The sequence below is a fragment of the Actinacidiphila sp. bgisy167 genome (assembly GCF_965342175.1).
Taxonomy (GTDB): domain Bacteria; phylum Actinomycetota; class Actinomycetes; order Streptomycetales; family Streptomycetaceae; genus Actinacidiphila.
Map to the genome: position 1 here is coordinate 14,234 of NZ_CBDRBL010000066.1, position 25,259 is coordinate 39,492.

Below are 25,259 nucleotides of genomic sequence, written 5' to 3' on the forward strand. Positions count from 1 at the left end.
GAGATTTTCCATGGAGACCAACCGCTTGATCGACGAGGATCGCACCCCGCTCGACGGACTGCTGACTGACCTGAGAAGCAGGGTGACCGGCACCGAGCACGTGTTGCTGGCCACCGGCGACGGCCTGAAAATCGCATGGAGCGAACAGGACACCGCAGAGGCCGAGAAGCTGGCCGCAGTGATGACGGGTCTGCTCTCCCTGGCGCGTGGCGCTTTCGTCACTTCCCCTGGGGGAGTGCGACAGGTCGTCGTGGAACATGATGCCGGGGCTCTGTTCGTCATGAGCGCCGAGGGCAGCGCGGCCGACCCCCGCCTCGTCGGGACGCTCCTGGGCGTACTGACCACGGAGCGCGCCGATCCGGGCGAGGTCGGCTACGAGATGAAGAAGTTGATCAAGGCGCTGGAAGAGCACCTCACGGTGCACACCCGGCAGACGCAGCCGTCCGGACGGGGTCAGTGACGTGCCGGCCGTCCCTCGCGACGTCTGGGCCGGCAGCCGTTTGGGAGACATCCGCCCCTACGCGGTCACCGGGGGTCGCACCCAACCGCAGTACGACCTCAGTCTGACCTCCATGCTCAGCACGCGTCCCGCAGGCACCACCGCAGTGCTCAGCCCGGAGTGCGAGGCGTTGCTGCTGCTGTGCAGCGGCCACCCGCGTTCGGTCGCCGAGCTCTCGGCCCGCACCGACCATCCCGTGCAGGTGACCAAGATCCTCGTCAGCGATCTCCTCGACATTCACGCCCTGGCGTTGAACCCACCGGCACCCCGCGACGCTGACACCAACGTGAAGCTTCTGGAGGACGTCCTTGCTGGACTCAAAGCCCTCGCGTAACCGTCCCTCGGTAGCGGAACTGAAGATCGTGATCGCCGGAGGCTTCGGCGTCGGCAAGACGACCCTCGTCGGGGCGATCAGTGAGATCCCGCCACTGACCACCGAAGAGGTCCTCACCGCCGCCAGCCAGGACACCGACAACCTGGAAGGCATCGGCGACAAGACCACCACCACGGTGGCCATGGACTTCGGCCGGATCACCTTCGACCAGCCCCGCCCCATGGTCCTGTTCCTGTTCGGCACGCCGGGCCAAGAACGCTTCTGGTTCATCTGGGACGACCTGTGCCTCGGCGCCGTCGGCGCCGTCGTCCTGGTCGACACCCGCCGCCTGGAGAAATCCTTCGCCGCCGTCACCTACTTCGAAGAGCGCGACATCCCCTTCGTCGTCGCCATCAACAGGTTCTCCGGCGGCTACCACTACACCGACGAGGAGGTCCGCAGTGCCCTGGAGCTTTCCCCGTCCGTGCCTTACCTGACCTGCGACGCGCGCGACCGTTCCTCCGCCCTGACCGTGATCGTCACCCTGGTCCAGCACAGCCTCGCCAACGCGGCGTCCCGGTCCCTCACCAGCCACGGAGCCCACACATGACCGCCGACCTCCCTCACACCGCCCCACCGGGCGTCGAGCAGCGCCGTGCCGAGATACAGCGGGAACTCGGTCTCTCTGGGGCCGCCGACCCCGAACTCGACGCATACGCCGCACGCCTTGCCCAGGAAGAAGGCGTTCCCTACGCCATGGTCAACATCTTCTCCCCTGGCGAGCAGCAGTTCGTCGGCCTACACGCCCCCGCCGGTCCCGACGCACCGCCGCTCGGCCGCACCATGCCGCTCAACCACGGGTTCTGCCGGGTCGTGGTCGAGCGCGGCCTCCCCCTGGTCCTGCCCGACGTCTTCGCCGCCCCCCGGTTCGCAGGCGACCCAGTGGTCGATCTGCTCGGCATCCGCACCTACACCGGCGCGCCCCTGATCCACGACGGCGTCGTCCTCGGCACCGTGTGTGCGGTCGGCCCCACGGAGAAACCTCAGGCCACCGGCAGGTCATCCCTTGCCCTCATCAAGGAGATCCGGGACGAGGTCATGGCCCACATCCTCCAGCGGTCCGGCCGGCAGCCCCCATCCCCTTGAGCTCTGACTTCTCCACTCAAGCGTCGTCGCACGCTGCACCGCCGGGGCATCCGAGTCCGCCTCTCCCAGGAGGCCCCGGCCCACGCAGCCGCCTACCCAACCGGCTCCCGCGTGCTGTCGAACGACTCGACCCATGCCACCCAGCAGTGAGGGGATCCCACACCATGTCCGACTGGTACCTGACGCCGGCACACCAGCAACTGCGCAAGGAAGTACGTGCCTTCGCCGAGACGTACGTCGCACCCCGCGTACCGGCCATGGAGAAGGCGGGAACCGCCGAGAGCGACCTCGCCCAAGCCATAGCCACGCAGGGGTGGATCGGTGCCACCATCGACCCCGCCTTCGGAGGCATGGGAGCCGGCCACCTCGCCAAGACCATCATCATCGAGGAGCTCTCCCGCACCAGCGCCGCCATGGGCGCCCTGGTGCAGGCGTCCATGCTTGGTGTCGCCAAGGTCATCCACTACGGCAACCGGCATCAGCAGCGTACGTGGCTGCCGCGGTTCGCCGACGGATCCTGCCTGCCCACGATCGCGGTGACCGAGCCTGTCTCCGGCAGTCATGTCCTGGGCATGGAGACCACCGCTGTCCGCGACGGCGACAGCTACGTCCTCACCGGCCGCAAGGCGTACGTCGGGAACTCCCACATCGGCCACGTTCACGGCGTCGTCGCGCGTACCGGGCCCGGATCACGCGGCCTGACCGCCTTCCTCGTCGAGGCAGACCGGCCGGGACTCACCCTTCCGCCCCATGCGGAGTCGTTGGGCCTGCGCGGATTCAGCTTCGGTGAACTCGTCTTCGACCAGTGCCGCATCCCAGCAGACAACCGCCTCGGCGACGAAGGCGACGGCCGGGACATCGCCTACTCCTCCAGCGTCCTGTACGGCCGCCCGAACCTCACCGCCGTCGCCCTCGGCATCCACCAGGCCATCCTCGAAGAGGTCACCCGATTCGCCACCGAACGCCACCGCTACGGCAAGCCCCTCCACCACCTGACCAACATCAAACTCAAGATCGGCCAGATCGCCTCACGCCTGATGACCGCCCGCCTCGCCGCCTACCACGCCGCCCACCTCCTCGACACCGGCGCGGCCTGCGACACGGAGCTGATGAACGCCAAGCTCATCAACGCCGAGTCCGCAATGGACTCCGCGCGCGCCGCAATGGAGATCGAAGCAGCCGCAGGCCTCACAACCGATGGGCCGTTGGAGCGCTACCTGCGAGACGCCCACCACGTCTACGCCCCCGCAGGCACCTCTGACATACAACTCCTCCGACTCGCTGAGACCACCCTCGGCCAGGACAAGGGTCAGTGGTCCCAACGCCTGGCCACGCAGGCCGGGGGGACGGCCGAGTAGGTCACCTGACCAGGGTTCCTGTCCACCACGTGCACGCCGGCAAGGCCCGCGCGTCATGCCCCTACTCCGGGGCGGGACACGTCCTGACGGCGGCCGGATCCGTGGCTCTCGCTGTCCGGTCTCCGACCGCAAACGTTCCCATACACCACTGCCATGGGCGGCACGATGCTGAGTCCGCGATTGCTACACACAGAGCACAACGAAGTATTACTGAAGTATCTGGATGCCTTGGACTGGTCGATCAGCGGCTTCGCCAGGCGGGTCGCCGCACGCTGTGAGGCGACCCGCCTGCCCTACGCCGTGGTCCCGAGTACCGTCTCACGGTGGTGCAAGGGCGCGACTCCGAATGACGACCTCGCCGCCGCCGCGTGCCACGTGCTGTCGGCAGCGCTGCACCGAATCGTGACGCCAGAGACTTTGGGCTGGCCATCCGGCACCGGCGCGGTCGCGGCACAGTCGTTGGAGTATCTGGACGTTCCCCACGCCGTGCGCATGCTCTCGAAGCTGTGGAGCCTGGACGCCATGCGCCGGCGCAACGTCGTCAAGAGTGCCTTCTCACCCACTGTGTTCGGTCCCGCCTCGCGGGAAGCACTCGTGATGCCAGCGGATGCCGACATCGATGGCCGCGGGCAGCGCAAGGTCACTGTGGCGGACATCGAGTTGCTGGATGAACAGACCCGGCTGTACGGCAAGTTGGATTCCCAGCATGGTGGGGGAAAGTTCCGCAGTGTGTTCGCGTCGATGATGGACACACACGCCACACCGATGCTGAACGGAGCATTTTCCGCACGGACCGGACGTCGACTGTACGGCAGCGTGGTGGACGCTGTTCTCGCGATGGCCTCGATGGCCTACGACGATCAACTTCCCGGCCTGGCACAGCGATACGACCTCCAGGCGATGCGACTGGCGCAGGCGATCGGCGATCGCGCCCGCATCACCAGGGTCCACATCCACCAGGTCCGACTGGCGGCTTCGCAGGGCGGACGGGGGGATGTGCTGGCCCACGCACGAAGTGCCGTGCTGGCAGCCGAGGGCGCACCTCCCCTCGTCAAAGCTTATGCGTGCGTGACAGAGGCTCGGGCATGGGCACTGAACGGACGGCCGGACCACGTCGTGGCGGCGGTGAATCAGGCTCGCGAGTTCTTCGCCCGTGCTCGCAGCAGTACCAGCCCGACATCGCTGGAATGGTTCGACCGTCGTGAGCTCGAGAGCCAAGCAGCGTGGGCGTTCGTTGTGGCCGGGATGGCAGACCAGGGGGCGCAGGCCCTGAAGGAAGCGTCAGCGCTTCCGTCGGTTCGGACGCGCGACACGCTCGAGCTCCTGATCACCGAGGCCGAGCTGGCACGGCTACGCGGCGAGTCGGCCGAGCACGCGGCTGTGACGAAGCGTGCCATCCAGGTCTCCCAGCACTTGATGAGTCGACGGCTCACCGAACGCCTCGATCACCTGAAAGCAGGAGTACCGCTCCGTGGCTTCTGATCACCGGCGGGCGGCACGGGACGCACCGTCATGTGTCCATCTGATCCGGGCGCTGATGTCGCATGGTGAGCGCTTCGGACTCGTGTCGTCGTCATGCCGGGTGCCGACGTACAACCAGCCCAATAGCTGCTCTCCACCGGTGACACCGAGGTACTTGCGGACCTGTGGCGCCTCGACGACTTGGCCGGTGCGCCAGATCGACGCCCAGCCGTGGCTGTGCAGGAGCAGCGACAAGGTTACGACCATGCCGGTGGTGGCGGCCAGCTGCTCCCATTCGGAGACTTTCGGGTGGTCTGGCACGGACCGGTGCACGATCGACAGGAGCAGGGGCGCGCGCAGGGGCTTGGAGACGGCCCGGCGGGCCTGTTCCGGTGAGGCGGCGGCTTCAGCGAACGCGTCACCGAGTCGGGCCCGCTCGTCGCCGGTCACCGCGACCAGCCGCCATGGGCGAAGTCGCCCGTGGTCGGGTGCGGTGGCCGCGGCCTGGACAAGGCGCTCCAGGTCGGCGCGGCTGGGGGCGGGGGCTGTCAGGCGGGGGGCGCTGCGCCGGGTGAGGACCGCGTCCAGGACCGGGTTCGGGGTTCGGATCATCGGGCCGCCTCCCGGGCCGGGGCACGCTCGGGATCGTCGTGGGGTGCCGGCGGGGTCATGCGCGGGTCGTCGCCGGCCACGCGCCGGAGGATCGGGGCGGTGGCCCCGGTCGTGATGACGGTCATGATCACCAAGAGGGTGAACAGGGTCTCGGTCATGACGCCGGTCTGCAGGCCGATGCCCAGGACGACGAGTTCGGTCAGGCCGCGGCAGTTCATGAGCGTGCCGACTGCGGCCGACCAGCGCCAGTCGGAGCCGGTGAGCCGGGCGGCGCCGGCCGCGCCGCCCCACTTGCCGACGACAGCGACGGCGAGGATGGCCGCTGCCCAGCCCCACTGTCCGGCGGGCAGGTTGGAGAAGTCGGTGTGCAGGCCGGCGTCGACGAAGAACAGCGGCAGCAGGAGCGGCAGGACGACGGCGCGGATGCGCGCGGCGCTGCGCTCGACGGCCGGAAGGCCGCGGGGGGCGGCGGCGCCGCACAGGAAGGCGCCGAAGGCGGGGTGCACGCCGATCTGGTCCGTGGTGTAGGCGCTGAGGCACAGCCCGGCGAACAGGAGGGCCAGGACGAGTTCATCGCTGGTGCGGCCGGCGCGCTCGAGCATGGTGCGCAGCAGGGGGCGTATGAGGGCGAGGCCGACGGCGAAGGCGGCGGTCAGGGTGAGGGTGGTCAGAGCCGACAGGGCGGTGCCGGTGGTGGCCAGGGCGACGGCGGCGGTGAGCAGGCACCAGGCGAGGACGTCGTCGGTGGCGGCGCAGGCCAGGGCGAAGGTTCCCAGGGCGGTGGTCTCCAAGCCGCGGTCGGCGAGGATCCGGGCGAGGACCGGGAAGGCGGTGATGCTCAGGGCGACGGCGACGAACAGCGTGAACGGCAGCCGCCCGACCCCGTCGGGGGCGAAGTGCGGGTAGAGGGCGGCGGCCAGTGCGGCGCCGAGGACCATAGGGAGCAGGAGGCCGGTGAGGCTGACCGCGGCGACGGCACCGCGGGTGGTGCGCAAGCTGCGCAGATCGAGTTCCAGTCCGATCAGGAACAGGAACGCCAGGAGGCCGAGGTTGCCCAGGGCGGAGGTGATGGGCAGGACTGAGGGCGGCAGAAGGTGGTGCTGGACGGTGGGGGCGAGCCACCCGAGCAGCGAGGGGCCGAGCAGGATACCGGCCAGGATTTCGCCGATGACCGGGGGCTGGCCGAGCAGCCTTACGGCCCGCCCACCGGCCTGGCAGGCGAGGACCACGGCCGGGACGGCGAGGAGCAGGGGCAGCAACGGGTCGGACACGACAGCTCCAGGAGTCGGGCGGAGGACCACACGGCGGTGCGGGGCCGGTCGCGGGCGCAGATCGGGGTGGCTCAGGCGCGGGTCAGCGGCAGGGTGGTGCAGCGCAGCGAGCCGGGGATCCGGGTGACCTCGCGGTAGTCGACGGTGAGAACCTCGAGTCCGCGTGCGGCGAGTTCCAACGCGATGCGGCCGCTGCCGGCGGCGACGATCACGCTGTCCGGAGCGATCGCGAGGACGTTGGCCTGGACGGCCCGCGCCTCTGCCCCAGTGAGGTCGATGAGATCGAAATGCTGCTCGAACCAGCTCAGTTCGGCGGGCGGGAAGACGGCGCGGTGGATCAGGGCGGTGCGGGGGGCGACGATGTTGAAGTGGTCGTCCAAGTGGACGATGCCGCTGGTGGCGAAGCGGACCGGTCGGACCTCGCGGTCGACGCCGTGCTGGGCCAGCGCCCGCTGCAGCGCCGCCACGCCCGCGGGTGACGTCTCTTCGCCGAGGCCGACCAGGACGGTGCCGGTGTGCAGGGCGACGTCACCGCCCTCGATGGTGCCCTCGTCCAGGTGGGCGACGTGCGGGGCGCCGGTCAGCAGCGGGGCGAGCGCGTCAGCCTCGGGGCGGCGGTGCGTGGCGTTCAGGCGCGCCATGACCAGGACGTGGTCGATGACGAAGGCGATGTCGCGGGGGTAGTGCTGGACCGGGCAGCCCGGCGCGGCGTCGAGGAGGGTCACCTCGGTGCCGCGGCCGCGGAGGAGGTCGATCAGGGTGTCCTGCTGGGCGCGGACGGTGGCCGGGTCGTACGGCTGCCAGGAGCTGGTGGTCTTCTGGCGGGTCAGGACGGGGTGGATGTCGGGGCCGTCGAGGTCGGTGGTGACGTCGCTCGCGTGGCGCATGGCGACGTGGCGCAGGGCGCCGTACTCGCTGGTGGCGTGCGGGGTGAGCACGATCATCTCTCCTGGGCGGGGTGCGGGACGGGTCGGAGGTGAGCCGGACGCGGCGCATACGGTCCCAGGAGGTGCGGGGTCCCGGGGGCCGGCAGGTCAGGGCTGCCGGCCCCCGGAGGTCTCGCGGGTGTCAGTCGACGAGGCACTTCTTCTGGGTGTCGGGGACCTGGGGCAGCCAGTGCACGGCGTCGTCGCGGAAGGACTGGTTGACGGGGACGAGATCGGCGCCGCTGGTGTCGTCCAGGGCCGTGACGACGATGCCGAGCTCGGGAACGTCGCTGTCGATCGCCGCGAGGCGGCTGCCGCAGTTCGGGCAGAAGCCCCGCTGGGCCTCGTCCTCGAACGTGGTGAACCAGGTCGGTTCGACACCGTTGGTCCAGGTGACGTTCTCGGGGGCGAATCCGGCCCACCACATCATCGGTCCGCCGCCGAGCTTCTTGCAGTGCCGGCAGCTGCAGGTGTGCGGGTAGACGGCCTCGCCCTTGACGGTGAAGCGGATCGTTCCGCACAGGCATCCGCCGGAGCGCTCCTGGGAGGCGGCGACGATGTCGGGGGTGGCGTTCATCAGTTCATCTCCGAGGCGCGGTGGGCGAGTTGAGCCCACCAGTGTGTCATCCCCTCGGTGATCGTCAGCCAGCCGTCAAGAGCCTGGGGAAGGTCGATGTGGAAGAGTTCACTCTCTTTGATGAACCGGGCCAGGCCCTCGATGTGGGCGGCCTCGACGCTCATGCCGGCTACCTGGGCGGCCTCGTGCTCGTCCTCGAGGTGGAGTTCGTAGTAGTAGTGCAGGGCCTTGAGCTCGCTGCCGCTGCGGCCGATGGTCAGCTCGCCGTAGCGGTTGGTGATGTCGCGCAGGATCTCGGTCTCGGCGATCGCCACGGCCTCGGTGGCGTAGTAGGCGCCGGCGATGTGGCTGGGCATGTGCGAGCCGACCATCCACTGGTGGAGGTTGACCAGCGTCTCGGTCTCGGGGGCGGGCACGTGGCCGTTGACGAGCAGGCCGAGGTCGGACAGCAGGGCGTTGGTGTAGAGGACGTAGTGCGCGGGCACCTTGCCGCGCTCGCCGCCCTCCTCCAGGTGGTTGCGGCGCAGCTCGTGGGCGAGCTCGGGGCAGTAGCCCTCCACGGCGGTGGCAGCCGCCTTGAGGTACTGGGCGTTGTAGCGGGCGAACACCGAGAGCTCCCCGATGTACATCCGAGCCTGTCGCTCGTTGAGGTCGGCGGCGCCGACCTTCTCGGCGATACGCGCGTACGCCCAGTCGACCAGCGGCGCCAGGTGCGCGGTGACCAGAGCGGCGCCGGAGGTGAACTTGCCCAGCAGGGTGCCGTTGACGGCGCTCTGCGTCTCGGGGTGGGCTTTCAGGTATGCCTGGACGAGGCTGTTGTCGGGGGTCACGCGTCGGCGTCCTCGGTGTCGGCGGGGCGGGGGGTCAGGTGCAGGCCGCCGGTGGCTCCCAGGGCGCAGACGGCCGTCAGGAGCGCGGCGTTGTCGGGCAGGACGAGGGTGTCGCCGCGGTTGAGGGCGGTGACGGCGTCCCGGTCCATCCCCGCGCCGTCGAGGGCGACGCCCGGCTGGTGGCCACGCAGCAGAAGCTGGCGGGAGTCGCCGTCGTCGGGCAGGGTGGTCACCTGGTAGGGGGCGATCACGCGGACCTCGGCGCCCGGCGTGACCTGCTCGGGGTCGAAGGCGTTCGCGGCTTCCTGACGGGAGAGGTCGCCCTCGACGAGTTCCCAGCCGCCGTTGCTCAGCAGCGTGGCCCACCGCCGCTCGGCGTGCTGGTGGGCCGCGTCGCGGACGCCGTCGGCGGCGAAGTGCAGGAGTTCGCGGCCGACGCCGGCCAGCCGGTCGGCGACGGCGCTGGGCCCGGCGGTCGTGTCCGCCATCGCGGAGGGCTCGTTGAGCGGGTCGTCGGGCCCGTCCCCGGCCAGGTCGGCGAGGACGTCGGGGATGATGCGGCTCTGCAGGATCTGCGCGTACGGGTAGGTGTACAGCGGCATGGCCACCGAGACGGAGAAGGTGTCCTGGGTTCCGACGTGGAAGACCCGACGGGGCAGGAAGAGGGCGTCGCCCGGCTCCAGCAGGAAGTGCTCGGCCTCCTGAAGCAGCGCGCGATAGTCGCCGAAGGAGGGCTGTTTGCCGCCGGTGAGCTTCTCGTACGTCTCGGCGGGCCAGCAGTAGAAGTTCTTGGCGTTCGGGCCGAGGTGGACGAGGAAGGCGTCCTCGTAGCCCTCGTGGATCCCGAAGGCGGTGCCCGCGTAGTTCCCTGCGAACGCGACCTGTTCGGCGCCACCCAGCGGCAGGCCCCACCCGTCGATGAGGGTCCCCAGGAAGGTGCCGAGGCCGGCGGCGAGTGCGGGGCTGACAGTCTCCAGGTTGTTGATGACCAGGGAGAACCGCTCGGCACCCACGAGGTCCTGCATCCACGGCACGAAGGCGTCCACGCCCCCGTTCCATGACGGAGCGGTCAGCGCCTGGGGCAGGAGGTCGTCGCGGCGCTCCTCACCGACGTAGACGCGGGCGTGCGCCTTGATGTCGGTGCCGGCGGTGTGGGCCCGGCGGATGGCCTCGAAGCCGGCCAGGGCCTCGTCCGGCCCGGCCGCGCTGGCGGGGATGATGCCCTTGAACAGGAAGGGCGTGGTCCGCCCAGTGGTGTGGTCGGGGAAGGTGCCGGTCCAGAAGGTCTGGTCGGGCGGCCAGGGGTAGGCGGTGTCCATCAAGGCTCTCCTGACGTTGGGGCGGGCTGCCGTGGCCGGAAACGGAAGGGAATGGGGTCAGTTGAAGTAGTCCTCGGGGCCGCCGCGGCGGACGGTGTCGAGGGTGAAGCAGTGGAAACCGCCGCCGAACAGGCGCCGGTGGCGGTGGCGGACCGGGACGACGGTGAACCCGCGGCGCTCCAGGACCTCGATCAGCTCCGGGTAGAGGGAGTTGACGACCACGGTGTTCTCGTCGATGGACAGCAGGTTGATGTCCATGTACCGGCTGCCGATGGGGATGACGAAGCCGAGGTCGCTGTAGTCCGGGAAACTGCGGTCGTCGGTGTCGGGGGCGTAGATCACGTCCCAGGACTGCATGTCCTCGGGCAGGTACTTCAGGTAGGCCGGGGAGCGCAGCAGCATCAGGCCGGGGCGCAGCGGGACCAGGACGCTGTCGATGTGGTTGTCGGCCATGGCGTTCAGGCGGTGGAACCGCAGGCCGCGGATGTTGTCCCGCAGCCAGCGCAGGGCGACTTCGTGGTTGTAGTTGGCGACGTTGACCAGGACGTCGCGGCCCAGGCGCATGCACTGCGCGCCGTCGAAGACCATCTCCAGGCCCAGGCCCTCAATCGCGCCGGCGCTTTCGCCGTCGGTGGCGCGGCTGACGTCCATGTTCTGGCGGGTGAAGTAGGCGGTGTCCAGGGAGTCGCGGGCCAGGGCCGGGCGCGGCATGCTCAGCCAGTTCGCCCCGTCCTGGTAGTAACGGTAGAAGGCGGGCTTGAGCAGGTCGTTCTCGAAGATGCGGGCACGGACGTGGGGTGCCGTCTCCACGATGGTGTTGCCGAGGATGATGGTCTGGTCGCGGACGTTGAGCGGCGGGGTGGCCCTGGCGTCCCAGTGCGGGGAGCGGATGTCGACGTCCTTGCCGGGCGCCGCGGGCCGCAATACCTTCACCCCGCATCCGGTCAGGGCGTCGGCCAGGCCGGCGATGTCCTCGTTGAGCTCGTCGACGAGCTGCGCGGGGATCGGCAGGAGCTCTTCCCCTGACGGGCTGGTGTGCCGGCCGAGGACCGGGGCGACGTTGTCGTAGAAGAACAGCCGCCACGAGGTGTCGGTGTGGTGGGCGTCGTAGTGATCGGCGCGGCCGAGGACGACTTCGTCGAGCCGGGTGAACTCGTCGAAGCTGTTCAGGGCCGGCGACGAGGCGGGCGCGGGCTGGGGCATGGTGGGCCGCCTCCTCGGCGGCGGGCGACGGCGCGCGCCTGGCTCCGGCCGCGCGGCCGGGGTGGGCGGTGCCGTTCGGGGTTCAAGGTCGGGCGGGGGAGGTCAGGCGGCCGAGGCGTGCCGACGTGAGGTGCAGGCGGCGGGGGCGGCGAGCCGGGTGATGATGTCCTCGATCACGCACGGCTGGTCGGGGGTGGCGCGGCGCCGGAAGAAGTAGCCGGAGCACCAAGGCACTTCACCGAAGCGTGGCAGGTGCTGCGCGGTGAGGGCGCGGGCCTCGGGCAGGCGCCGCCAGGGGATCTGCGGGCACCAGTGGTGGATGGGGTGGAACATGTCGTCGAGATGGCCGCCGAGCAGGTGCCGGGTGAGCCAGTGGGAGGTCCAACCGCGGGTCTGCAGGAGGATGTCGCCGTTCTCGATCAGCCCGGCATGGTTGCCGAGATCGGTGATCCAGGTGACGACGGGCCGCACCAGGACGAGGGGGGGCAGCCAGTAGAGCAGCAGGTACGGCACGCCGCCCACGGGCCACAGCGCGGCGACGACCCCCGCCCACAGCACTGCCCGGGCGGCGAGGGCCCGCCAGGTCTCCCCTGGCGCGCAGGTGAGCAGGGTCAGCACCGCGGTCTTCGGCAGCCGCCACAGGGCGTTGCGCACGATGACCCGCAGGACGAAGGCGCGGCGGCTGGGCGCCCGGCCCGCGGCGCGGATGTTGCCGGAGCGATAGGACTGGAACATCGGGTCGTCGTCGGAGCCGAGCTTGGCGTGGTGGACGTAGTGGCTGCTGCGGTAGGGCTCGAAGCCTTCGCCGAGCAGACCCGTCAGGAGGTAACCGACGATCCGGTTGGCGCGGCGGGTGGCCATGAGCTTGGAGTGCACGCACTCGTGGCCGAGGTTGGACAGGTGGCGCTGGCGCACCCCGATGTAGCAGACGGCGAGCAGGGGGCCAACGACGTGGCCGATGAGGTGTCCGGCGATCGCTGCGGCGGCGATCGCCATAAGGTCCCAGGCGACGTCCCACAGGCCGATGGTCGGGCGCCCGCAGAGCTTCTCCAGGTCGGCGATGAGCTGCTGGCCGAGGGCCTTGCGCACAGGGCCGGACGCTCCGGTGCCTTGGCGGGTCCTGCCGGCGGCGGGGCTGCCCATCAGTTCTCCAGTCGACGCGGTACGGATGAAAGGGGGGCCGGGCTCCGGCGCGCCCCCGCGGGGCGGGCAGCACGGGCGACCTGCCGTTGGCGGGCGCGCCGGAGTGCGACGAAGGGGTGGCTCAGCCGCGGGTCAGGCGGCGACGAGGGCGCTGTCGGGGCGCATGCCGGCCTTCAGCACGGGGGCGTCGGGGCGCATCCCGAGCTTCAGGTCCGCGGCGTCGGGGCGCATGCCGGCCTTCAGGCTGGGGGCGTCCGGTCGCATGCCGGCCTTCAGCACGGGGGCGTCGGGGCGCATCCCGAGCTTCAGGTCCACGGCGTCCGGGCGCATGCCGGCCTTCAGGCCGGTGTCCGGGGTCATTCCGGCCTTCAGGCCGGTGTCCGGGGTCATTCCGGCGGTAGCGGTCATCGAGTTCTCCCTGTTCGGTCGCGGGTGATCCGCGAGTCCGGGTGATCGGGCTGTGGAACTGCCGGGCCGTGGGTCCGGCGAGGTGCTGGACCGTCGGCTCGGCACGCCGTGGCGTGGGCGAACGCCGGGGTGGAGAGGGCCGCGCCGGAGCACGTCTCCTCCACCTGGGAGGAGCGTGGCGTGGCGGTCACGCCGGGCGCTTGGCCAGTCACGCTAGAACCGGGCCGAGGAGGGCCGCAACGGCTCTGGCCGTTGCGCCGGTTGCATGGGACCGTTGCGTCCCCGTTGCGCGTACACCGCTTTTGACCTGCGAAAACGACAAATTCTGTTCCTGAACGGGCCCTGTTTCGCGCCCGTTGGGCGCGGCAGGGCGGGCAGGAGGGCTTCTGCTGCTCGTGCGGGCGCGGCTACTTTTGTGGGCCCGCCGGGGACCCACACGACAGATCATCGTGGAGCCCGGATTCCCACGAACTCCACCTGGAAACAACGGCCTGAGGAGCACCCGTGCTCAACCCCGTCGTCATGAAGTCCGACCTGTTGTTCAGCCTGCGGGACACCCTCCGCGCGGAGACCTTCGTCGAGGTGACCACCCCGACCATGCGCAGAGCCGACCTCGGCCCGGGGCGACGTCTGCCGCTGGACTATGACGGCGGGCGGTTCCTGCGGGCGATGATCGGCCCGGCCCTGCGCGTGAACCTGGAGTACCACCGGCGCATCTTCGAGATCGGCGCGTGCTTCCGGCCCGAGAAGCCCGATGCGCTGCACGCACCCGAGTTCCAGATGCTCGACCTCTACGCCGCCGGCGAGGACTTCGACTTCCTCCTGGCGCTCGCCGAGAGGCTGATCGGCCCGCACCTCCCCTACAGCCCGCAGCGCGTGTCCGTCGCCGACCACGTCCGCGACCAGTTCGGCATCGACCTGCACCGCGAGCCCCTCGGCGACCTGCCTGCTCAGATGGCCGCCCACCTGGGCATAGGCGTGGACGTGCCGTTCAAGACGGTCCTCGGGCAGTACGTGGAGCGCGAGCTCGAACCCCAGAGCACCGGTGCCGCGCTGTTCCTGACCGAGTACCCGGTCGGTGGGGACGAGCCGTGCGCGCGGCTGACGCCCGGCACGACCTGCGTCCTCAACCGCTTCGAGGTCCTGGTCGACGGCATCGAGGTCGTCCACGGCTACGAGGACGAGCCCGACGGGGCCGCGTTCGTCGACCGGGCCCGCGCGGTGGACCTGTACGACGACGAGCAGGCCCTGGCCCGGGAGGCGATCGACACGGGACGTGTCCCAGGCAGCAGCGTCGGACTTGGCATAGGCATCGAGCGGCTGTGCATGGCCGCCTCCGGCGTCAAGGACATCAGCGTCTTCCAGCCCTCGCCCCAGTTCTGACCGATCAGGTCACTGTCCGGAAGGAGTGGCGATGGACCTGTCGCTGCGCCCGCTCGACGAGAGCGGCTTCGGCGCCGTCGTCGACGCCGATCTCGCGACCGACGCCGAGAGGCTCGCGCCCCAGCTGACGGCGGCCCTGCATCGGCACCGGCTGCTGATCGTGCCCCGCCAGCACCTGACCCACGCCGATCTGCTGACCGTCGCCTCCTGTTTCGGGACGGTGGACATCGGCGTCGACCGCCGGTACGCCGTCGGTGGCTTCCCGGGGCTGACCGTCATCAGCAACATCGTCGAGGACGGCAAGCACATCGGGGTCTACGACGGGGACAACGAGGAGGAGTGGCACGCCGACAACAGTTTCAAGCCCCAGCTCACCTCGGCGACGATGCTCTACTCGGTCATCACCCCGGCAAGCGGCGGTGAGACCCGCTTCGCCGACGCGACACGCGCATACGCCGGCCTCGCCCCGGCGGTGCGGCAGCGGATTGAGCCGATGCGCGCGGTGCACTCCGTCGAGCGGCTCGGCGCGCTGCAGAGCCAGGCCAGCGGCGGCCAGTCGTCGATCGCCGACGGGAGCCTGGCCGCGAGTCCGGAGGTCGTACACCCGCTCGTGCTGACCCACCCCGTAACCGGCGCCCGCTCGCTGCTGCTCGGTTCCATGGTGATCAGCGGCATCAGCACGCTCGCGGAGCAGGAGAGCCGCGCGCTGCTGGAGGAGCTGCTGGAGCACACGACCAGCGCGCCGTACGTCTACAGTCATCGCTGGGAGCAGGGCGACCTGGTCGTGTGGGACAACCTCGCCACCCTCCACACCGCCTCTCCCTGTGACAGTTCCCGCCACCGCCGGCTGCTGTACCGCGCCGCCGTCCGATAGCCGAAAGCCCGCGCGTTCACACCGCCGGAGGACCCGCGGCGAGAACACGAGGATGCCCCCGTAGCCGCCCCTAGGGTTTACCCATGACCGCGAAGGTTCCCCTGAAAGAGACCGCCCTCAACGCCGAGCGCATCGCCCGCATCGGCCGCGAAGTCCGGGCAGCGTGCGCCGAGTTCGACGCCGACACGTTCGTGGCGTCGGTAATGGCGGACCTTCCCCGGCTGGAGCTGAGCGCCCGGATCGCCCGGACCAGCCAGGGCCTGCACGACCACCTTCCGGTCACCGGGCCCGACGCGCTCGACATCCTGCTGCGCTCACTGCCGCCAACGCCCGCGGCCGCCGAGGTGACCAACGACTTCGGACTGCACATCTACTCGCCCCACTCCGACTACGTCTCCCGCTACCTGCGCACCGCCGAGCACCTGGAGCGGTCGCTCGCCGCGCTGGCCCGCATGACGGGGTACTTCTCCGCCGAGCTCCCGGTGCGGCACTTTCTCGCCGACTTTCCCGACGAGACGATGAAGGCCGTCAACGCGGGCGATGGCCAGGCCGGCGTTCACCAGGTGTTCGGTGATCTCGTTGTGCCGCTTCTGGGCGCTCTTGCGCTCGCGGCCGTCGAGGTTGAGTTCCTCATCGAAGGCGTCGAAGGCTCCCTTGGTGCTGTCGCTCATCGTGCTGTCGTGCTCGTTTCTGCCGGCCGGGTAGATCGTGGTACCCGGTGCCGGCTCCGGGGTCCCGTACGTGGTGGGGCGCCCGGGGTGGGTGCCTTCGCTTGGGACAGACGACGTAACTCGGCGGTAGTGCGACGGGTGTGACGAGAGGGTTCAGTCGCAGTCGCGGCAGCGGCTGCTGGCGCCGTCGAACATGGCCGCCGGATGGACTACGAAGCAGGCCTTGCACTGGCGCTCGGACACCTTGCGGTCGCAGCCGCAGCAGCCGCAGTCGGGGCACGGGGCGGACTCGCAGCGTGCGCAGGCGCGGGCGAAGGAGGTGAAGTCCTCCCCACAGTGTGCGCAGGTGTAGCTAGCGGGCTCGGGGCCGTTGTATCGAACGGAGGGCGCGAAGGTCCTCCAGGGCGCGAGGTCGGTGACGGCGACGGCCAGGACGTAGCCGTCCATGGCCGCGGTCTGCAGGTACAGCTCCTCACCGGCGACGGCGCCGTCACGGTAGGCAAGCCGGCCACGTCCCTCGGCGTGTCCCTGGCCCGACAAGGCCGTGCGCAGGACCGGGACCTGGCTCTGGTCGCTACCGCGCCGCAGTGGGGGCAGGCCGTGGGAGGCACCGAAGGCGAGGATGCCGTCGCGGTCGAGGAGCAGGATGTGGCCGGGAGCTGGGAGGCGTTCGCTGGCTTTCACGCACGCCGCCATACGGGAGGCATTGCTCACCCGCCACAGCGCGACTGCGGCGTCCGCCGTGGGGCCGACGGCAGTGATATGGCGATCGGCGAGTGTGTCGGGCAGAAGGATGTCGGCGGCGAAGGCATCGCAGGCAGCATCCTCCAGGGCGGCGCCACCGTCGGACTCGGCAAGCAGCACGTCCATCAACTCCACCACGGTCTGCTGCAGGTGGTGGCCCAGCTCATGGAGACCGGTGAACTCGCGGCGGGCCAGGCTGGCAGAGGTGGCGACGGCGAGGACGGCAGGAGTGCCAGCGAAATAGGCGCCGGAGACACTGCAACCGCCGCTGGAGCGATCGTCGGGTACGTCCCTGACCTCAAGGCCGGGCCACTGCCGCAGCTCGTCAAGGGCGCCGTCGCCCAACCGCTCGGCAGCGCCGGGGTGGTCGCGCTGCAGAACGGCGAGCATGGCCTTGGCCTGGGTACGGGCCGCGGCACGGCGCAGGTAGTCCATCACTCGCTCTCCGGGCCTAGGTGAACGTGGAAATAGCGGTCTACCCGAGCAGGCCAGTCCGCTTCCGCAGGGCGCTCCTGACGCGCTGCCAGTGTGAGTGTGGCAAAGAGTGCCTGCCGGCGGGCTTCCTGTTCAGCGGTTCCGGTGAGGTGGGCGAGCCGACGGATCTGTTCGCGGCGGGCGGGGCGACTCAGCTCGTGCACCAAACGGTCGGGCAACGGCGGATTGGCAGCCAGGATCGCGTCCGCAGACATGCCCAGGGTCGGTGCGAGGAGGCGAGCTTCGGGCGGGGTGAGCGGTGCCTGCGCGCGCAGCAGCGCGAGGGCGCGCGGTGGCTTGATGCTCAGGCGATGGATCAGTTCGGTGGGACCCAAGCCGCACTGCTTCAGCAGGGCAGGCAGACCGCCACTGCCCCGAGGCGCCCAGCGCGCCGTCGCCAGCACGTCCATGGTGTCGGCGAGGGTCGAGCGGAATTCGGCCGCCTGCGAGGCGTGACTGGGAAGGGGGCTGCCATAGCGGTACCCGGAGGCATCCGGGGCGGGTGAGCCGTCGGCTTCCAAGGGAACGGACAGCTCGCTGACCTGCCGGTCCAGGACATACCACGGGAGACGCCTACCCAGACCGCACCACAGGGCAAACGGCTGCTCCAGGGTGGAAGCCTCGGCGGGCAGCAGCACCGTGTCGGAGTCATGGAAGCGTGTCTCCAGGGAGACCGGCAAGGCGTGCACCGCAGTGTCATCGACCGCCGCGATAGCCACAACCTCGACGACGCCTTCCCACACAGCGCGCCAGATCTGGCCCGGTCGGGGATCACCCGGCGCTGCCGCCGCCGCGGTACAGACCGCATCGGGAACATGCAGCTGGGCGGCTGTAGCGCGCAGCCGCTCATATGCGCTGCTCGATGCCTGGCTCATCGGGCGGCCCCATTCCTCTCGGCGGTCTGTTCCCACTATGGACAAACGACGTCACTCGCCGAACGTCAGGGGGGTTCACTGCTGCGGCGCAGCAGCGCTGCGGCTACCTCTCGGGGATCGCTACCTGCAGCGGTCAGAGCCAGCATGAGCTTCTCACGCAGCGCATCCATGATCGCGGACGTCTGTCGGCGCCCGAGTCCAAGCAGGACGGAGACTTCTGCCGGATCGTCTTCCAGGAGCGACAGGAGCCTCCGCTCCTGCGAGGACATGTCGGCCCAGATTTCCCCGGCTACGGTCTCGGCCTCCACGGGAACGGTCCCGTGTTCCGGATCGATGGCAGAGTCGATGAGCGCGCCATCATCCGCGTACAGCGCGATGAACTCGGCAGGAGCGAGTAGCTCGAAGCGGGCTTCAAGAACCTTGGCCAGTTCTTCCTCCCGGACCGCTCCACCTGCTGCCTCCAGCACTCCGGTGAGTACGGCCATCAGGGCGCGCACGGTTTCCCTGGGAGTCGGCCCGGAGTGGTTCCAGGCAGTGATCCATACTCCACGCACTTCCCAGGCGGCTTTGACCAGTTCATCAAGATCGCCTTGCCAGACGGCGCCGGGCGGATGAGAGGTCAGGGCCCACCGGGGCGAAGTACCAGCCACCGCGCGAAACCGACTGTCCGCGCCAAGGCGCGCGGCGAAGCGCCGCCGCAGCTTTCCCCGCTCGGTACGTTTGGCTTCGTCGATCAGGAAATTCCTGATCGACGTGAAGAACATCTTCTCCAGGGAGGCGTCGTCGACCGTCTTCAGGAAGCAGGTCAGGAGGAAGTTCTCGCCTTTCCTGCTGATCATCTCGAACAGGAGCTCGTCGACGGCCTCGTCTGTCCACGCGGCATGACCTTCGGGCGGTGGGAATCCCTGGGATCGTGCCACCTGACGCCCGACGCGTCGCAGCAACTCAAGACCCAGATCACCAAGCTGGCCGTACCGTGCCAGCTCCTCGTGCGCCCCGCCCGCCATCGACCACCTCGGCCTCACCCTGCGGACTGCGCCGTCCGCACTGGCCTCTTCCTATACACCTCCCGATGCCCGGACGGGGATCCGCCACGCCGGTTGGGTCAGCACGAGGATGCTCGCCCGGCTGCGAGCGGCGATGCGTGAGAACACTCTGGGCACGGACGAGCGGCAGGCCCGACCCGCCGTCCGGCCGATGGGCCATACAGCGAGTTCGCTCTCCCCGCGTCCGCCCTCCGGGACGATACCCAGCAGGCGGTGGAGATCCGCTGTGACCACACGTCCGCGTTGCCGAGCTTGAGGAGCATGACCGGGTACTCGCCCCGCTTCGCCAGCGCGTAATCCGTGCTGCGGCCGATCGTCAGCGCCTTGTTCGCTGTGTCGAGGTCGACGGCGACAGGCAGAGCGAGCAGCCCCCGCGGGGCATCCCCCTGCCTCTCCGTCCCAGGGACTTTGCAGGGACTTTCAGCGCTGTCAGAGGGACTTCCGAGGGACTTTCCGCCGCCTAACGCGGCAAGCCCCCGAAAGACCGGAAAGGGCCTCCGACGCAGGTCAGAGGCCCTTTCCCAAGCAAAGCCGCAGGTGGGGGCAGACGAGTCGAGCTGTACGCCGGGTTCTGTCCCCGGTCGGCCTCGCGGCCGGCCGGGCGACGGCCATCCATCTAGGACCGGCGTTGCCGCCGGCCTCGTGCGGTCTACCCGCGGACTCGGGCGGGCAGCCCTCGAACGTCCGCGCAGGACCGTCTCGCGACGGTCCCTCTTGACCTTGCTCCGGGTGGGGTTTACCTAGCTGCCCAGGTCACCCTGGGCACTGGTGGTCTCTTACACCACCGTTTCACCCTTACCGGGAGCCTTGCGGCCCCGGCGGTCTGTTTTCTGTGGCACTGTCCCGCGGGTCACCCCGGGTGGGCGTTACCCACCACCCTGCCCTGTGGAGCCCGGACGTTCCTCGGCAGGACCGAGGTCCTGACGCGGCCGCCCGCTCGGCTCGTCTGCCGTGGTGACCATGGTAGTCGACGGGACGGCCGGCCCGGCGCAGGGCGGGACGAGGCAGGCGCCGGGCCCGCCTCGGACGGCCGTAGGCTGCTGCACGAGGAAACGTGAAGGAGAACCACCGTGCTCGTCCTGCTACCGCCGTCCGAGGGCAAGGCCTCCGACGGCAACGGCCCCGCCGTCGACCTGGGGACCCTCTCCCTGCCCGGGCTCACCACGGCCCGAGCGACGGTGCTGGACGAGCTCGTCGGGCTCTGCTCCGGCGGCGACGAGGACAAGGCGGCGGACGTGCTCGGGCTCAGCCCCGGCCTGCGCGGCGAGATCGCCCGCAACGCGGGGCTGCGCGACGCGCCGACCCGGCCGGCCGGCGAGATCTACACCGGCGTGCTCTACGACGCCCTCGGCCTCGGCACCCTGGACGCCGCGGCCCGCCGCCGCGCCGCCCGGTCCCTGCTGGTCTTCTCCGGCTTGTGGGGCGTGGTCGGCGTCCGCGACGCGATCCCGGCGTACCGCTGCTCGATCGGCGTGAAGCTGCCCGCGCTCGGGCCGCTCGCCGCGTACTGGCGCACGCACCTCGCCGAGGCCCTGCCCGACGCGGCGGAGGCCGCGGGCGGCGGCCTGCTGCTCGACCTGCGGTCCACGGCGTACGGGGCGGCGTGGAAGCCGGCACCGCGCAGCGCGCTGGCGGGGCGGACGGCGACGGTGCGGGTGGTGCAGGCGCAGACGCGCAAGGTCGTCAGCCACTTCAACAAGGCGACGAAGGGGCGGATCGTGCGAGCCCTGCTGGAGTCCGGGGCGCGCCCCGAAAACCCCGACGCGCTGGTCGTGGCGCTCCGCGACCTCGGCTTCACGGTGGAGGTGGCCGGCCCCGGCCGCCTCGACGTGCTGGTGACGGACGTCCACTGAGCGCCGCGCGGGGCGTCCCGTATCCCGTGCGACGCCCCCACCGGCGGTCGGCCACCCGGGACATGGGGCGGGCGGGGGGCACCCCCGGTCCCGCCCCGTGCGCCCCGAGCCGCGCGCGACGACGGCCGCGTCAGCGCAGGTGGGACGTGTCGTTGAGCAGTCGCAGCGACGCGTTCCCGTCCCCGTAGTACGCCACCGCCGACAGCGCCGCCGCCGACAGCTCCATCCGGAACAGCGACTCCGGCGGGGCCCCCAGAGCGAGCCGCACGAGGGTCTTGATCGGCGTGACGTGGGTGACCACCAGCACCGTGCGCCCGGCGTAGCGGGCGATGAGCTTGTCCCGGGCCAGGGCGACCCGGCGGGCGACGGCGGCGAAGCTCTCCCCGCCGGGCGGGGCGGCCTTGGCGGAGCCGAGCCAGGCGTCGAGTTCGGCCGGGTGGCGTTCCTTCACCTCGGCGAAGGTCAGCCCCTCCCATGCACCGAAGTCGGTCTCGCGCAGCCCCTCGTCGACGCGTACGTCGAGCCCGAGCCGGTCCGCCACCAGCTGCGCGGTCTGCCGGCAGCGGGCCAGCGGTGAGGTGACGACGGCCTGGACGGTGCCCCGGGCGGCGAGGGCGTCGGCGACGCGCTGCGCCTGCCGGCGGCCCTTCTCGGAGAGGTCCGGGTCGTCGCCTCCGCTGCCGGAGAAGCGCTTCTCCGCGGTGAGCGGGGTCTCCCCGTGCCGCAGCAGCACGAAGGTGGTGGGCGTGCCGAGGTCGGCCGCCGACGCCCAGCCCACGGGCGGGGCCTTGAGTGCCTCGCCGGCCGTGGCGGCCGCGCCCTCACTCGCGCCGTCGCCGACCGGCACCGGCACGGGCTCCGTGGCGGCGGTGGCCAGTGCTGCGGCGGAGCGCCCGGGCTCCCACTGCCTGCCGCGTTTGCCCGCGTCCATCGCCTCGTTGGCGAGCCGGTCGGCGTGCTTGTTCTTCTCGCGCGGGATCCACTCGTAGCTGACCTGCTCCGCCGGCAGGAGCGCCTTCGCCTCGGCGGCCAGCGGCCGCATGTCCGGGTGCTTGATCTTCCAGCGGCCGGACATCTGCTCGACGACCAGTTTGGAGTCCATCCGCACCCGCACCCGGGCCTGCGGGTCGAGCGCGCACGCGGCGCGCAGCCCGGCGATCAGGCCCCGGTACTCCGCGACGTTGTTGGTGTGTGTGCCGATGAACTCGGCGGCCTCGGCGAGGACTTCGCCCGTGGCGGCGTCGCGGACGACGGCGCCGTACCCGGCCGGTCCCGGGTTGCCCCGGGACCCGCCGTCGGCCTCCACCACGAACGTACGGGCCATTACAGACCCGACTCGGGGGTGCGGACGAGGATGCGCCGGCAGTTCTCGCAGCGCACGACCTCGTCGGCGGCGGCCGCCCGCACCTCGTTGAGCTCGGTGATGTTCAGCTCCAGCCGGCAGCCCTCGCACCGCTTCTGGTAGAGCCGGGCGGCGCCGACGCCGCCGGACTGGGCACGCAGCTTGTCGTAGAGCTTCAGCAGCTCGGCGGGGACCGACGCGGCCATGATGTCGCGCTCCTTGACGACCGTGGAGCCCTCGGCGTCGATCTCCCGCAGCGCGCTGTCGCGGCGCGCCTCGGACTCGGCGGCCTTGGCCTGCACGGACTCCAGGCGCCCGGTCAGCTCCTGGACCCGCTCCTGCAGGCCCTCGCGGCGTTCCATGACCTCCAGGACGACGTCCTCGAGGTCGCTCTGCCGCTTGGCGAGCGAGGCGATCTCGCGCTGCAGGTTCTCCAGGTCCTTCGGGGAGGAGACCGCGCCGGAGTCCAGCCGCTCCTGGTCGCGGACGGCGCGCTTGCGCACCTGGTCCACGTCCTGCTCGGCCTTGGTCTGCTCGCGGGCGGTGTCGCTCTCCTGGGTCTGGGCGGCGACCAGCAGGTCGCGCAGTTGGGTCACGTCGGAGCCGAGGCGCTCGATCTCCGCGTGCTCGGGCAGGTTCTTGCGCTTGTGTTCCAGCTGCGCGAGGCGCGAGTCGAGGGCCTGGACCTCGAGCAGTCGGATCTGGTCTGCGGGCGCGGCTTTCAGCGGGGGGCTCCTGAGGTCGTGGGTTCGTCAAGGGGAAGTGCCGGGGCGTGGGCCGTCCACGGGTCGGTGACGGCGCGCGAGACATAGGTGCGCAGCGCCCAGCCGTGCCGCTGCGAGAGCTCGTCGAGGCGGCGCGCGGCCTGGGCGCACCAGGGCCATTCGGTGGCCCAGTGGGCGGCGTCGACCAGCGCCGGCGGGCCCGCCTGCTGTGCCTCGGACGCCGGGTGGTGGCGCAGGTCGGCCGTGAGGTAGACGTCCACCCCGGCCCTGCGCACGTCGTCGAAGAGGCTGTCGCCGGAGCCGCCGCAGACCGCGACGGTGCGGACCTGCCGCTCGGGGTCGCCCGCGACGCGCAGTCCGGTCGCGGTGGCCGGCAGGCCGGCCGCGGCCCGGCGGGCGAACTCCGCCAGCGTCACCGGCTCCGTCAGCTCGCCGACACGGCCGAGGCCGCGGCGGCCCGCCGGGTCGGCGGGGTCGGGCACGAGGGGGCCGGTGACCCGCAGGCCGACGGCCTCGGCGAGGGCGTCGGAGACGCCGGGGTCGGCCCGGTCGGCGTTGGTGTGCGCCACGTGCAGCGCGATGTCGTTCTTGATCAGGGTGTGCACGACGCGGCCCTTGAAGCCGGTCGCCGCCACCGTCGTCGTCCCGCGCAGGTAGAGGGGGTGGTGTGTGACCAGCAGGTCGGCGCCGACGGCGATCGCCTCCTCCACGACCTCGAGGACCGGGTCGACGGCGAACAGCACGCGGCCGACCTCCGCGTCCGGGTCCCCGCAGACGAGGCCGACGGCGTCCCACTGCTCGGCCCACGCCGGGGGCCAGAGGGCTTCGAGGGCGGCGATGACGACGGACAGTTTCGGCACGGGTCGAGGTTACCGCGCCGCCGCCAGGCCGCCGGAATCCCCGGGCTGGTCATGAGCACATCGAGCATCCGAAGTCCGGCGGAAGGAGACGGGAGCCACTCTTACGTGTGAAGACGACCGACTCTTGTCGGACGACCGGGCGTGCGAAAACTAGCGTCGTGGCGTGGAGGTGAGCGACACCATGACAGCCTGCGCAACCGAGACCACCACCGTGCGGCGGGCCGCGTTCACGATCGCCGCGGACGGCTCCTACGCCGCCTGCCTCGCCCAGGGACCGGGCGGCGACGGCTGGTATCCCGAGCGCTGGACGCTCGGCGGGCCGGAGCCGTACACCGTGCCCCTGCCCGGCAACCAGCCGGAGGAGCAGTGCTCCGAGGTGACGCCGCTGCCCGACGGCCGCGTGGTGATCCGCCGCCGGGTCGCCGACCGCCACGACATCGTCCTGCTCTACCCGGCCGGTCCGGGCACCGGCGAGCATCTCGTCGGCTCGCTCCCGGGCGGGGACGCGGAGGCGCGGCTGCTGCCTCCGGTCGCCTCAGGCGAGGTGTACGCCCTCACCTACGACCCGGTGCGCGAGATGTCGGCCGTGTGGCTCGTCCACGACGACCAGGCGCTGCGTCCACGCCGGCTGGCGGAGGTCCCGGGGCGCTGCGGGGGCGGCGCGTGGCTGGACCGGACGGGGCGGCTGCTGGCGCTCGACCGCGAGGCGGAGGGGACGGTCAAGACGGTCGCCGTCGACCTGGAGCGGGCCGGGGCGGTCAGCCCGCTGCTGCAGATCACCGAGGCGAGCAACGACCGCCTGCTGCTGGCGGAGCCGGACAGCGGGCTGCTGGTGGTGCGCAGCGACGCCACGGGCGAGGACCGCATCGGCTGGGGCGTGCTGGGCAGCCGGCGGCCCATGCGGTTCGCCGAGTGCCTGCGCGTCCCGGACGCGGTGCTGACCCCGTTCGCGGCGCAGCCCGGCCAGGTGCTGATGCCGGAGGCGTGCGCGGTGGCGCTGCGCGCGGACGGTCCGCACGGCACGTCGATCGTGGTGTGGCGGCCCGGGGAGCGCCGCGCGACCTGGCTGTCGGCGCCGGAGGGCTGGCTGGCCGGGGCGGGGCTGTGGTCGCCCGGGGGGACGCTGCGCCTGCCGTACGCCTGTGCGCACTGTCCGTGCGGTGCCGCGGAGTACCAGGCGCCGCCCGCGGTCCCCGTCCCTGCTCCGGTGGGGAGCGCGGCGGAGGGCGCTCGCGCGGACGTTCCGGAGGGCGGCCGCACCTGCCCCGTGCTCCCGTTGCAGAAGGCGCTTCTGGCGACGCGATCTTGAGTGGGTACACTCTTCCGGCGTTCCGCGCACCCGCACG

General features: G+C 71.0%; 26 protein-coding genes, 1 other RNA gene and 1 pseudogene. 11 read left to right on the top strand and 17 right to left on the bottom strand.

Translation table 11 applies throughout. The features are described from left to right. Nucleotides 1-10: 10 nt before the first annotated feature. The 6 genes from ACRWND_RS22745 (at nt 11) to ACRWND_RS22770 (ending at nt 4,798) form a co-directional block, all read left to right on the top strand. Nucleotides 11-460, top strand: coding sequence for a roadblock/LC7 domain-containing protein (locus ACRWND_RS22745; RefSeq protein ID WP_431952294.1), 450 nt, complete (start codon nt 11-13; stop codon nt 458-460). 1 nt (nt 461) lies between these two features. Continuing rightward, nucleotides 462-833, top strand: coding sequence for a DUF742 domain-containing protein (locus tag ACRWND_RS22750; RefSeq protein ID WP_431952296.1), 372 nt, complete (start codon nt 462-464; stop codon nt 831-833). Further along, nucleotides 808-1,422 carry a GTP-binding protein gene (locus ACRWND_RS22755; protein WP_431952298.1) on the top strand — a complete coding sequence of 205 codons (615 nt, stop codon included), beginning with the start codon at nt 808-810 and terminating at the stop codon, nt 1,420-1,422. Before ACRWND_RS22750 ends, ACRWND_RS22755 begins: the two co-directional genes overlap by 26 nt. Next, on the top strand, nt 1,419-1,958 hold the full coding sequence (locus tag ACRWND_RS22760) for a GAF domain-containing protein (RefSeq protein WP_431952300.1): 540 nt from the start codon (nt 1,419-1,421) through the stop codon (nt 1,956-1,958). Before ACRWND_RS22755 ends, ACRWND_RS22760 begins: the two co-directional genes overlap by 4 nt. Nucleotides 1,959-2,122: 164 nt before the next feature. Further along, nucleotides 2,123-3,316, top strand: coding sequence for an acyl-CoA dehydrogenase family protein (locus ACRWND_RS22765; RefSeq protein WP_431952302.1), 1,194 nt, complete (start codon nt 2,123-2,125; stop codon nt 3,314-3,316). Between the two features lie 153 nt (nt 3,317-3,469). Beyond that, nucleotides 3,470-4,798, top strand: coding sequence for a transcriptional regulator (locus ACRWND_RS22770; protein ID WP_431952304.1), 1,329 nt, complete (start codon nt 3,470-3,472; stop codon nt 4,796-4,798). Here ACRWND_RS22770 and ACRWND_RS22775 read toward each other — a convergent pair whose 3' ends face one another. The 9 genes from ACRWND_RS22775 to ACRWND_RS22815 form a co-directional block, all read right to left on the bottom strand. Beyond that, nucleotides 4,799-5,389 (bottom strand): nitroreductase family protein, encoded by a 591-nt coding sequence (locus ACRWND_RS22775; RefSeq protein ID WP_431952306.1) that lies wholly within the window; start codon nt 5,387-5,389, stop codon nt 4,799-4,801. It lies immediately after the preceding gene. Continuing rightward, a complete protein-coding gene (locus ACRWND_RS22780; RefSeq protein ID WP_431952308.1) occupies nt 5,386-6,660 on the bottom strand; it encodes a cation:proton antiporter in 1,275 nt (424 codons plus the stop codon). The genes ACRWND_RS22775 and ACRWND_RS22780 overlap by 4 nt, the downstream gene beginning before the upstream one ends. A gap of 71 nt (nt 6,661-6,731) precedes the next feature. Beyond that, nucleotides 6,732-7,604 (bottom strand): dimethylarginine dimethylaminohydrolase family protein, encoded by an 873-nt coding sequence (locus ACRWND_RS22785; RefSeq protein WP_431952310.1) that lies wholly within the window; start codon nt 7,602-7,604, stop codon nt 6,732-6,734. A 124-nt stretch (nt 7,605-7,728) separates the two neighbouring features. Next, the gene (locus tag ACRWND_RS22790) at nt 7,729-8,163 is read right to left on the bottom strand and encodes a GFA family protein (RefSeq protein ID WP_431952312.1); all 435 of its coding nucleotides are present in this window, start codon (nt 8,161-8,163) and stop codon (nt 7,729-7,731) included. Beyond that, nucleotides 8,163-8,993 carry a DUF3865 domain-containing protein gene (locus ACRWND_RS22795; protein ID WP_431952314.1) on the bottom strand — a complete coding sequence of 277 codons (831 nt, stop codon included), beginning with the start codon at nt 8,991-8,993 and terminating at the stop codon, nt 8,163-8,165. The genes ACRWND_RS22790 and ACRWND_RS22795 overlap by 1 nt, the downstream gene beginning before the upstream one ends. Next, the gene (locus tag ACRWND_RS22800) at nt 8,990-10,312 is read right to left on the bottom strand and encodes a JmjC domain-containing protein (protein ID WP_431952316.1); all 1,323 of its coding nucleotides are present in this window, start codon (nt 10,310-10,312) and stop codon (nt 8,990-8,992) included. Before ACRWND_RS22800 ends, ACRWND_RS22795 begins: the two co-directional genes overlap by 4 nt. A 57-nt stretch (nt 10,313-10,369) precedes the next feature. Beyond that, nucleotides 10,370-11,515 (bottom strand): inosamine-phosphate amidinotransferase 1, encoded by a 1,146-nt coding sequence (locus tag ACRWND_RS22805; RefSeq protein WP_431952318.1) that lies wholly within the window; start codon nt 11,513-11,515, stop codon nt 10,370-10,372. 102 nt (nt 11,516-11,617) lie between these two features. Continuing rightward, the gene (locus ACRWND_RS22810; protein WP_431952320.1) at nt 11,618-12,658 is read right to left on the bottom strand and encodes a fatty acid desaturase family protein; all 1,041 of its coding nucleotides are present in this window, start codon (nt 12,656-12,658) and stop codon (nt 11,618-11,620) included. 132 nt (nt 12,659-12,790) lie between these two features. Continuing rightward, the gene (locus ACRWND_RS22815; RefSeq protein WP_431952322.1) at nt 12,791-13,066 is read right to left on the bottom strand and encodes a hypothetical protein; all 276 of its coding nucleotides are present in this window, start codon (nt 13,064-13,066) and stop codon (nt 12,791-12,793) included. Between the two features lie 504 nt (nt 13,067-13,570). Here ACRWND_RS22815 and ACRWND_RS22820 point away from each other — a divergent pair. The 3 genes from ACRWND_RS22820 to ACRWND_RS22830 all read left to right on the top strand — a co-directional run bounded on the left by ACRWND_RS22820 (nt 13,571) and on the right by ACRWND_RS22830 (nt 16,138). Continuing rightward, nucleotides 13,571-14,449 (top strand): amino acid--tRNA ligase-related protein, encoded by an 879-nt coding sequence (locus ACRWND_RS22820; protein ID WP_431952324.1) that lies wholly within the window; start codon nt 13,571-13,573, stop codon nt 14,447-14,449. A gap of 31 nt (nt 14,450-14,480) precedes the next feature. Continuing rightward, the gene (locus tag ACRWND_RS22825) at nt 14,481-15,323 is read left to right on the top strand and encodes a TauD/TfdA dioxygenase family protein (RefSeq protein WP_431952326.1); all 843 of its coding nucleotides are present in this window, start codon (nt 14,481-14,483) and stop codon (nt 15,321-15,323) included. An 83-nt stretch (nt 15,324-15,406) separates the two neighbouring features. Next, nucleotides 15,407-16,138, top strand: coding sequence for a hypothetical protein (locus ACRWND_RS22830; protein WP_431952328.1), 732 nt, complete (start codon nt 15,407-15,409; stop codon nt 16,136-16,138). A gap of 9 nt (nt 16,139-16,147) precedes the next feature. Here the strand turns inward: ACRWND_RS22830 and ACRWND_RS22835 are convergent, their stop codons facing one another. From ACRWND_RS22835 to rnpB, 5 genes and pseudogenes are all read right to left on the bottom strand, one after another. Continuing rightward, the gene (locus ACRWND_RS22835; protein ID WP_431952342.1) at nt 16,148-17,173 is read right to left on the bottom strand and encodes an ImmA/IrrE family metallo-endopeptidase; all 1,026 of its coding nucleotides are present in this window, start codon (nt 17,171-17,173) and stop codon (nt 16,148-16,150) included. Beyond that, the gene (locus ACRWND_RS22840) at nt 17,173-18,087 is read right to left on the bottom strand and encodes a hypothetical protein (protein ID WP_431952330.1); all 915 of its coding nucleotides are present in this window, start codon (nt 18,085-18,087) and stop codon (nt 17,173-17,175) included. Before ACRWND_RS22840 ends, ACRWND_RS22835 begins: the two co-directional genes overlap by 1 nt. A 65-nt stretch (nt 18,088-18,152) precedes the next feature. Next, a complete protein-coding gene (locus ACRWND_RS22845; protein WP_431952332.1) occupies nt 18,153-19,094 on the bottom strand; it encodes a hypothetical protein in 942 nt (313 codons plus the stop codon). A 237-nt stretch (nt 19,095-19,331) separates the two neighbouring features. Continuing rightward, nucleotides 19,332-19,501 (bottom strand): annotated as a pseudogene (locus ACRWND_RS22850) (integrase); the annotation flags it as partial. 176 nt (nt 19,502-19,677) lie between these two features. Further along, nucleotides 19,678-20,078: RNase P RNA component class A (rnpB, locus tag ACRWND_RS22855), an RNA gene on the bottom strand. A gap of 125 nt (nt 20,079-20,203) precedes the next feature. Here rnpB and yaaA point away from each other — a divergent pair. Next, complete coding sequence (yaaA, locus tag ACRWND_RS22860; RefSeq protein ID WP_431952334.1) at nt 20,204-20,986, top strand: peroxide stress protein YaaA; 783 nt, start codon at nt 20,204-20,206, stop codon at nt 20,984-20,986. A 130-nt stretch (nt 20,987-21,116) separates the two neighbouring features. Here the strand turns inward: yaaA and ACRWND_RS22865 are convergent, their stop codons facing one another. The 3 genes from ACRWND_RS22865 to ACRWND_RS22875 are packed head-to-tail and all read right to left on the bottom strand — an operon-like array spanning nt 21,117 to nt 23,913. Beyond that, nucleotides 21,117-22,310: a bifunctional RNase H/acid phosphatase gene (locus tag ACRWND_RS22865; RefSeq protein ID WP_431952336.1), complete on the bottom strand. Its 1,194-nt coding sequence runs from the start codon at nt 22,308-22,310 to the stop codon at nt 21,117-21,119. Further along, a complete protein-coding gene (locus ACRWND_RS22870; protein WP_431952344.1) occupies nt 22,310-23,053 on the bottom strand; it encodes a zinc ribbon domain-containing protein in 744 nt (247 codons plus the stop codon). Before ACRWND_RS22870 ends, ACRWND_RS22865 begins: the two co-directional genes overlap by 1 nt. After that, on the bottom strand, nt 23,050-23,913 hold the full coding sequence (locus ACRWND_RS22875) for a Nif3-like dinuclear metal center hexameric protein (RefSeq protein WP_431952338.1): 864 nt from the start codon (nt 23,911-23,913) through the stop codon (nt 23,050-23,052). Before ACRWND_RS22875 ends, ACRWND_RS22870 begins: the two co-directional genes overlap by 4 nt. A 181-nt stretch (nt 23,914-24,094) precedes the next feature. On the opposite strand from ACRWND_RS22875, the gene ACRWND_RS22880 reads away from it, so the two are divergent. Further along, nucleotides 24,095-25,222 carry a hypothetical protein gene (locus ACRWND_RS22880; protein ID WP_431952340.1) on the top strand — a complete coding sequence of 376 codons (1,128 nt, stop codon included), beginning with the start codon at nt 24,095-24,097 and terminating at the stop codon, nt 25,220-25,222. The last annotated feature ends 37 nt before the right edge of the window (nt 25,223-25,259 follow it).

Coding starts and splice junctions, on each gene's coding strand:
- ACRWND_RS22745 (WP_431952294.1), top strand. CDS start 11: ATGGAGACCAACCGCTTGATCGACGAGGATCGCACCCCGCTCGACGGA.
- ACRWND_RS22760 (WP_431952300.1), top strand. CDS start 1,419: ATGACCGCCGACCTCCCTCACACCGCCCCACCGGGCGTCGAGCAGCGC.
- ACRWND_RS22765 (WP_431952302.1), top strand. CDS start 2,123: ATGTCCGACTGGTACCTGACGCCGGCACACCAGCAACTGCGCAAGGAA.
- ACRWND_RS22770 (WP_431952304.1), top strand. CDS start 3,470: ATGGGCGGCACGATGCTGAGTCCGCGATTGCTACACACAGAGCACAAC.
- ACRWND_RS22775 (WP_431952306.1), bottom strand. CDS start 5,389: ATGATCCGAACCCCGAACCCGGTCCTGGACGCGGTCCTCACCCGGCGC.
- ACRWND_RS22785 (WP_431952310.1), bottom strand. CDS start 7,604: ATGATCGTGCTCACCCCGCACGCCACCAGCGAGTACGGCGCCCTGCGC.
- ACRWND_RS22790 (WP_431952312.1), bottom strand. CDS start 8,163: ATGAACGCCACCCCCGACATCGTCGCCGCCTCCCAGGAGCGCTCCGGC.
- ACRWND_RS22800 (WP_431952316.1), bottom strand. CDS start 10,312: ATGGACACCGCCTACCCCTGGCCGCCCGACCAGACCTTCTGGACCGGC.
- ACRWND_RS22805 (WP_431952318.1), bottom strand. CDS start 11,515: ATGCCCCAGCCCGCGCCCGCCTCGTCGCCGGCCCTGAACAGCTTCGAC.
- ACRWND_RS22810 (WP_431952320.1), bottom strand. CDS start 12,658: ATGGGCAGCCCCGCCGCCGGCAGGACCCGCCAAGGCACCGGAGCGTCC.
- ACRWND_RS22815 (WP_431952322.1), bottom strand. CDS start 13,066: ATGACCGCTACCGCCGGAATGACCCCGGACACCGGCCTGAAGGCCGGA.
- ACRWND_RS22825 (WP_431952326.1), top strand. CDS start 14,481: ATGGACCTGTCGCTGCGCCCGCTCGACGAGAGCGGCTTCGGCGCCGTC.
- ACRWND_RS22830 (WP_431952328.1), top strand. CDS start 15,407: ATGACCGCGAAGGTTCCCCTGAAAGAGACCGCCCTCAACGCCGAGCGC.
- ACRWND_RS22835 (WP_431952342.1), bottom strand. CDS start 17,173: ATGGACTACCTGCGCCGTGCCGCGGCCCGTACCCAGGCCAAGGCCATG.
- ACRWND_RS22840 (WP_431952330.1), bottom strand. CDS start 18,087: ATGAGCCAGGCATCGAGCAGCGCATATGAGCGGCTGCGCGCTACAGCC.
- ACRWND_RS22845 (WP_431952332.1), bottom strand. CDS start 19,094: ATGGCGGGCGGGGCGCACGAGGAGCTGGCACGGTACGGCCAGCTTGGT.
- ACRWND_RS22865 (WP_431952336.1), bottom strand. CDS start 22,310: ATGGCCCGTACGTTCGTGGTGGAGGCCGACGGCGGGTCCCGGGGCAAC.
- ACRWND_RS22880 (WP_431952340.1), top strand. CDS start 24,095: ATGACAGCCTGCGCAACCGAGACCACCACCGTGCGGCGGGCCGCGTTC.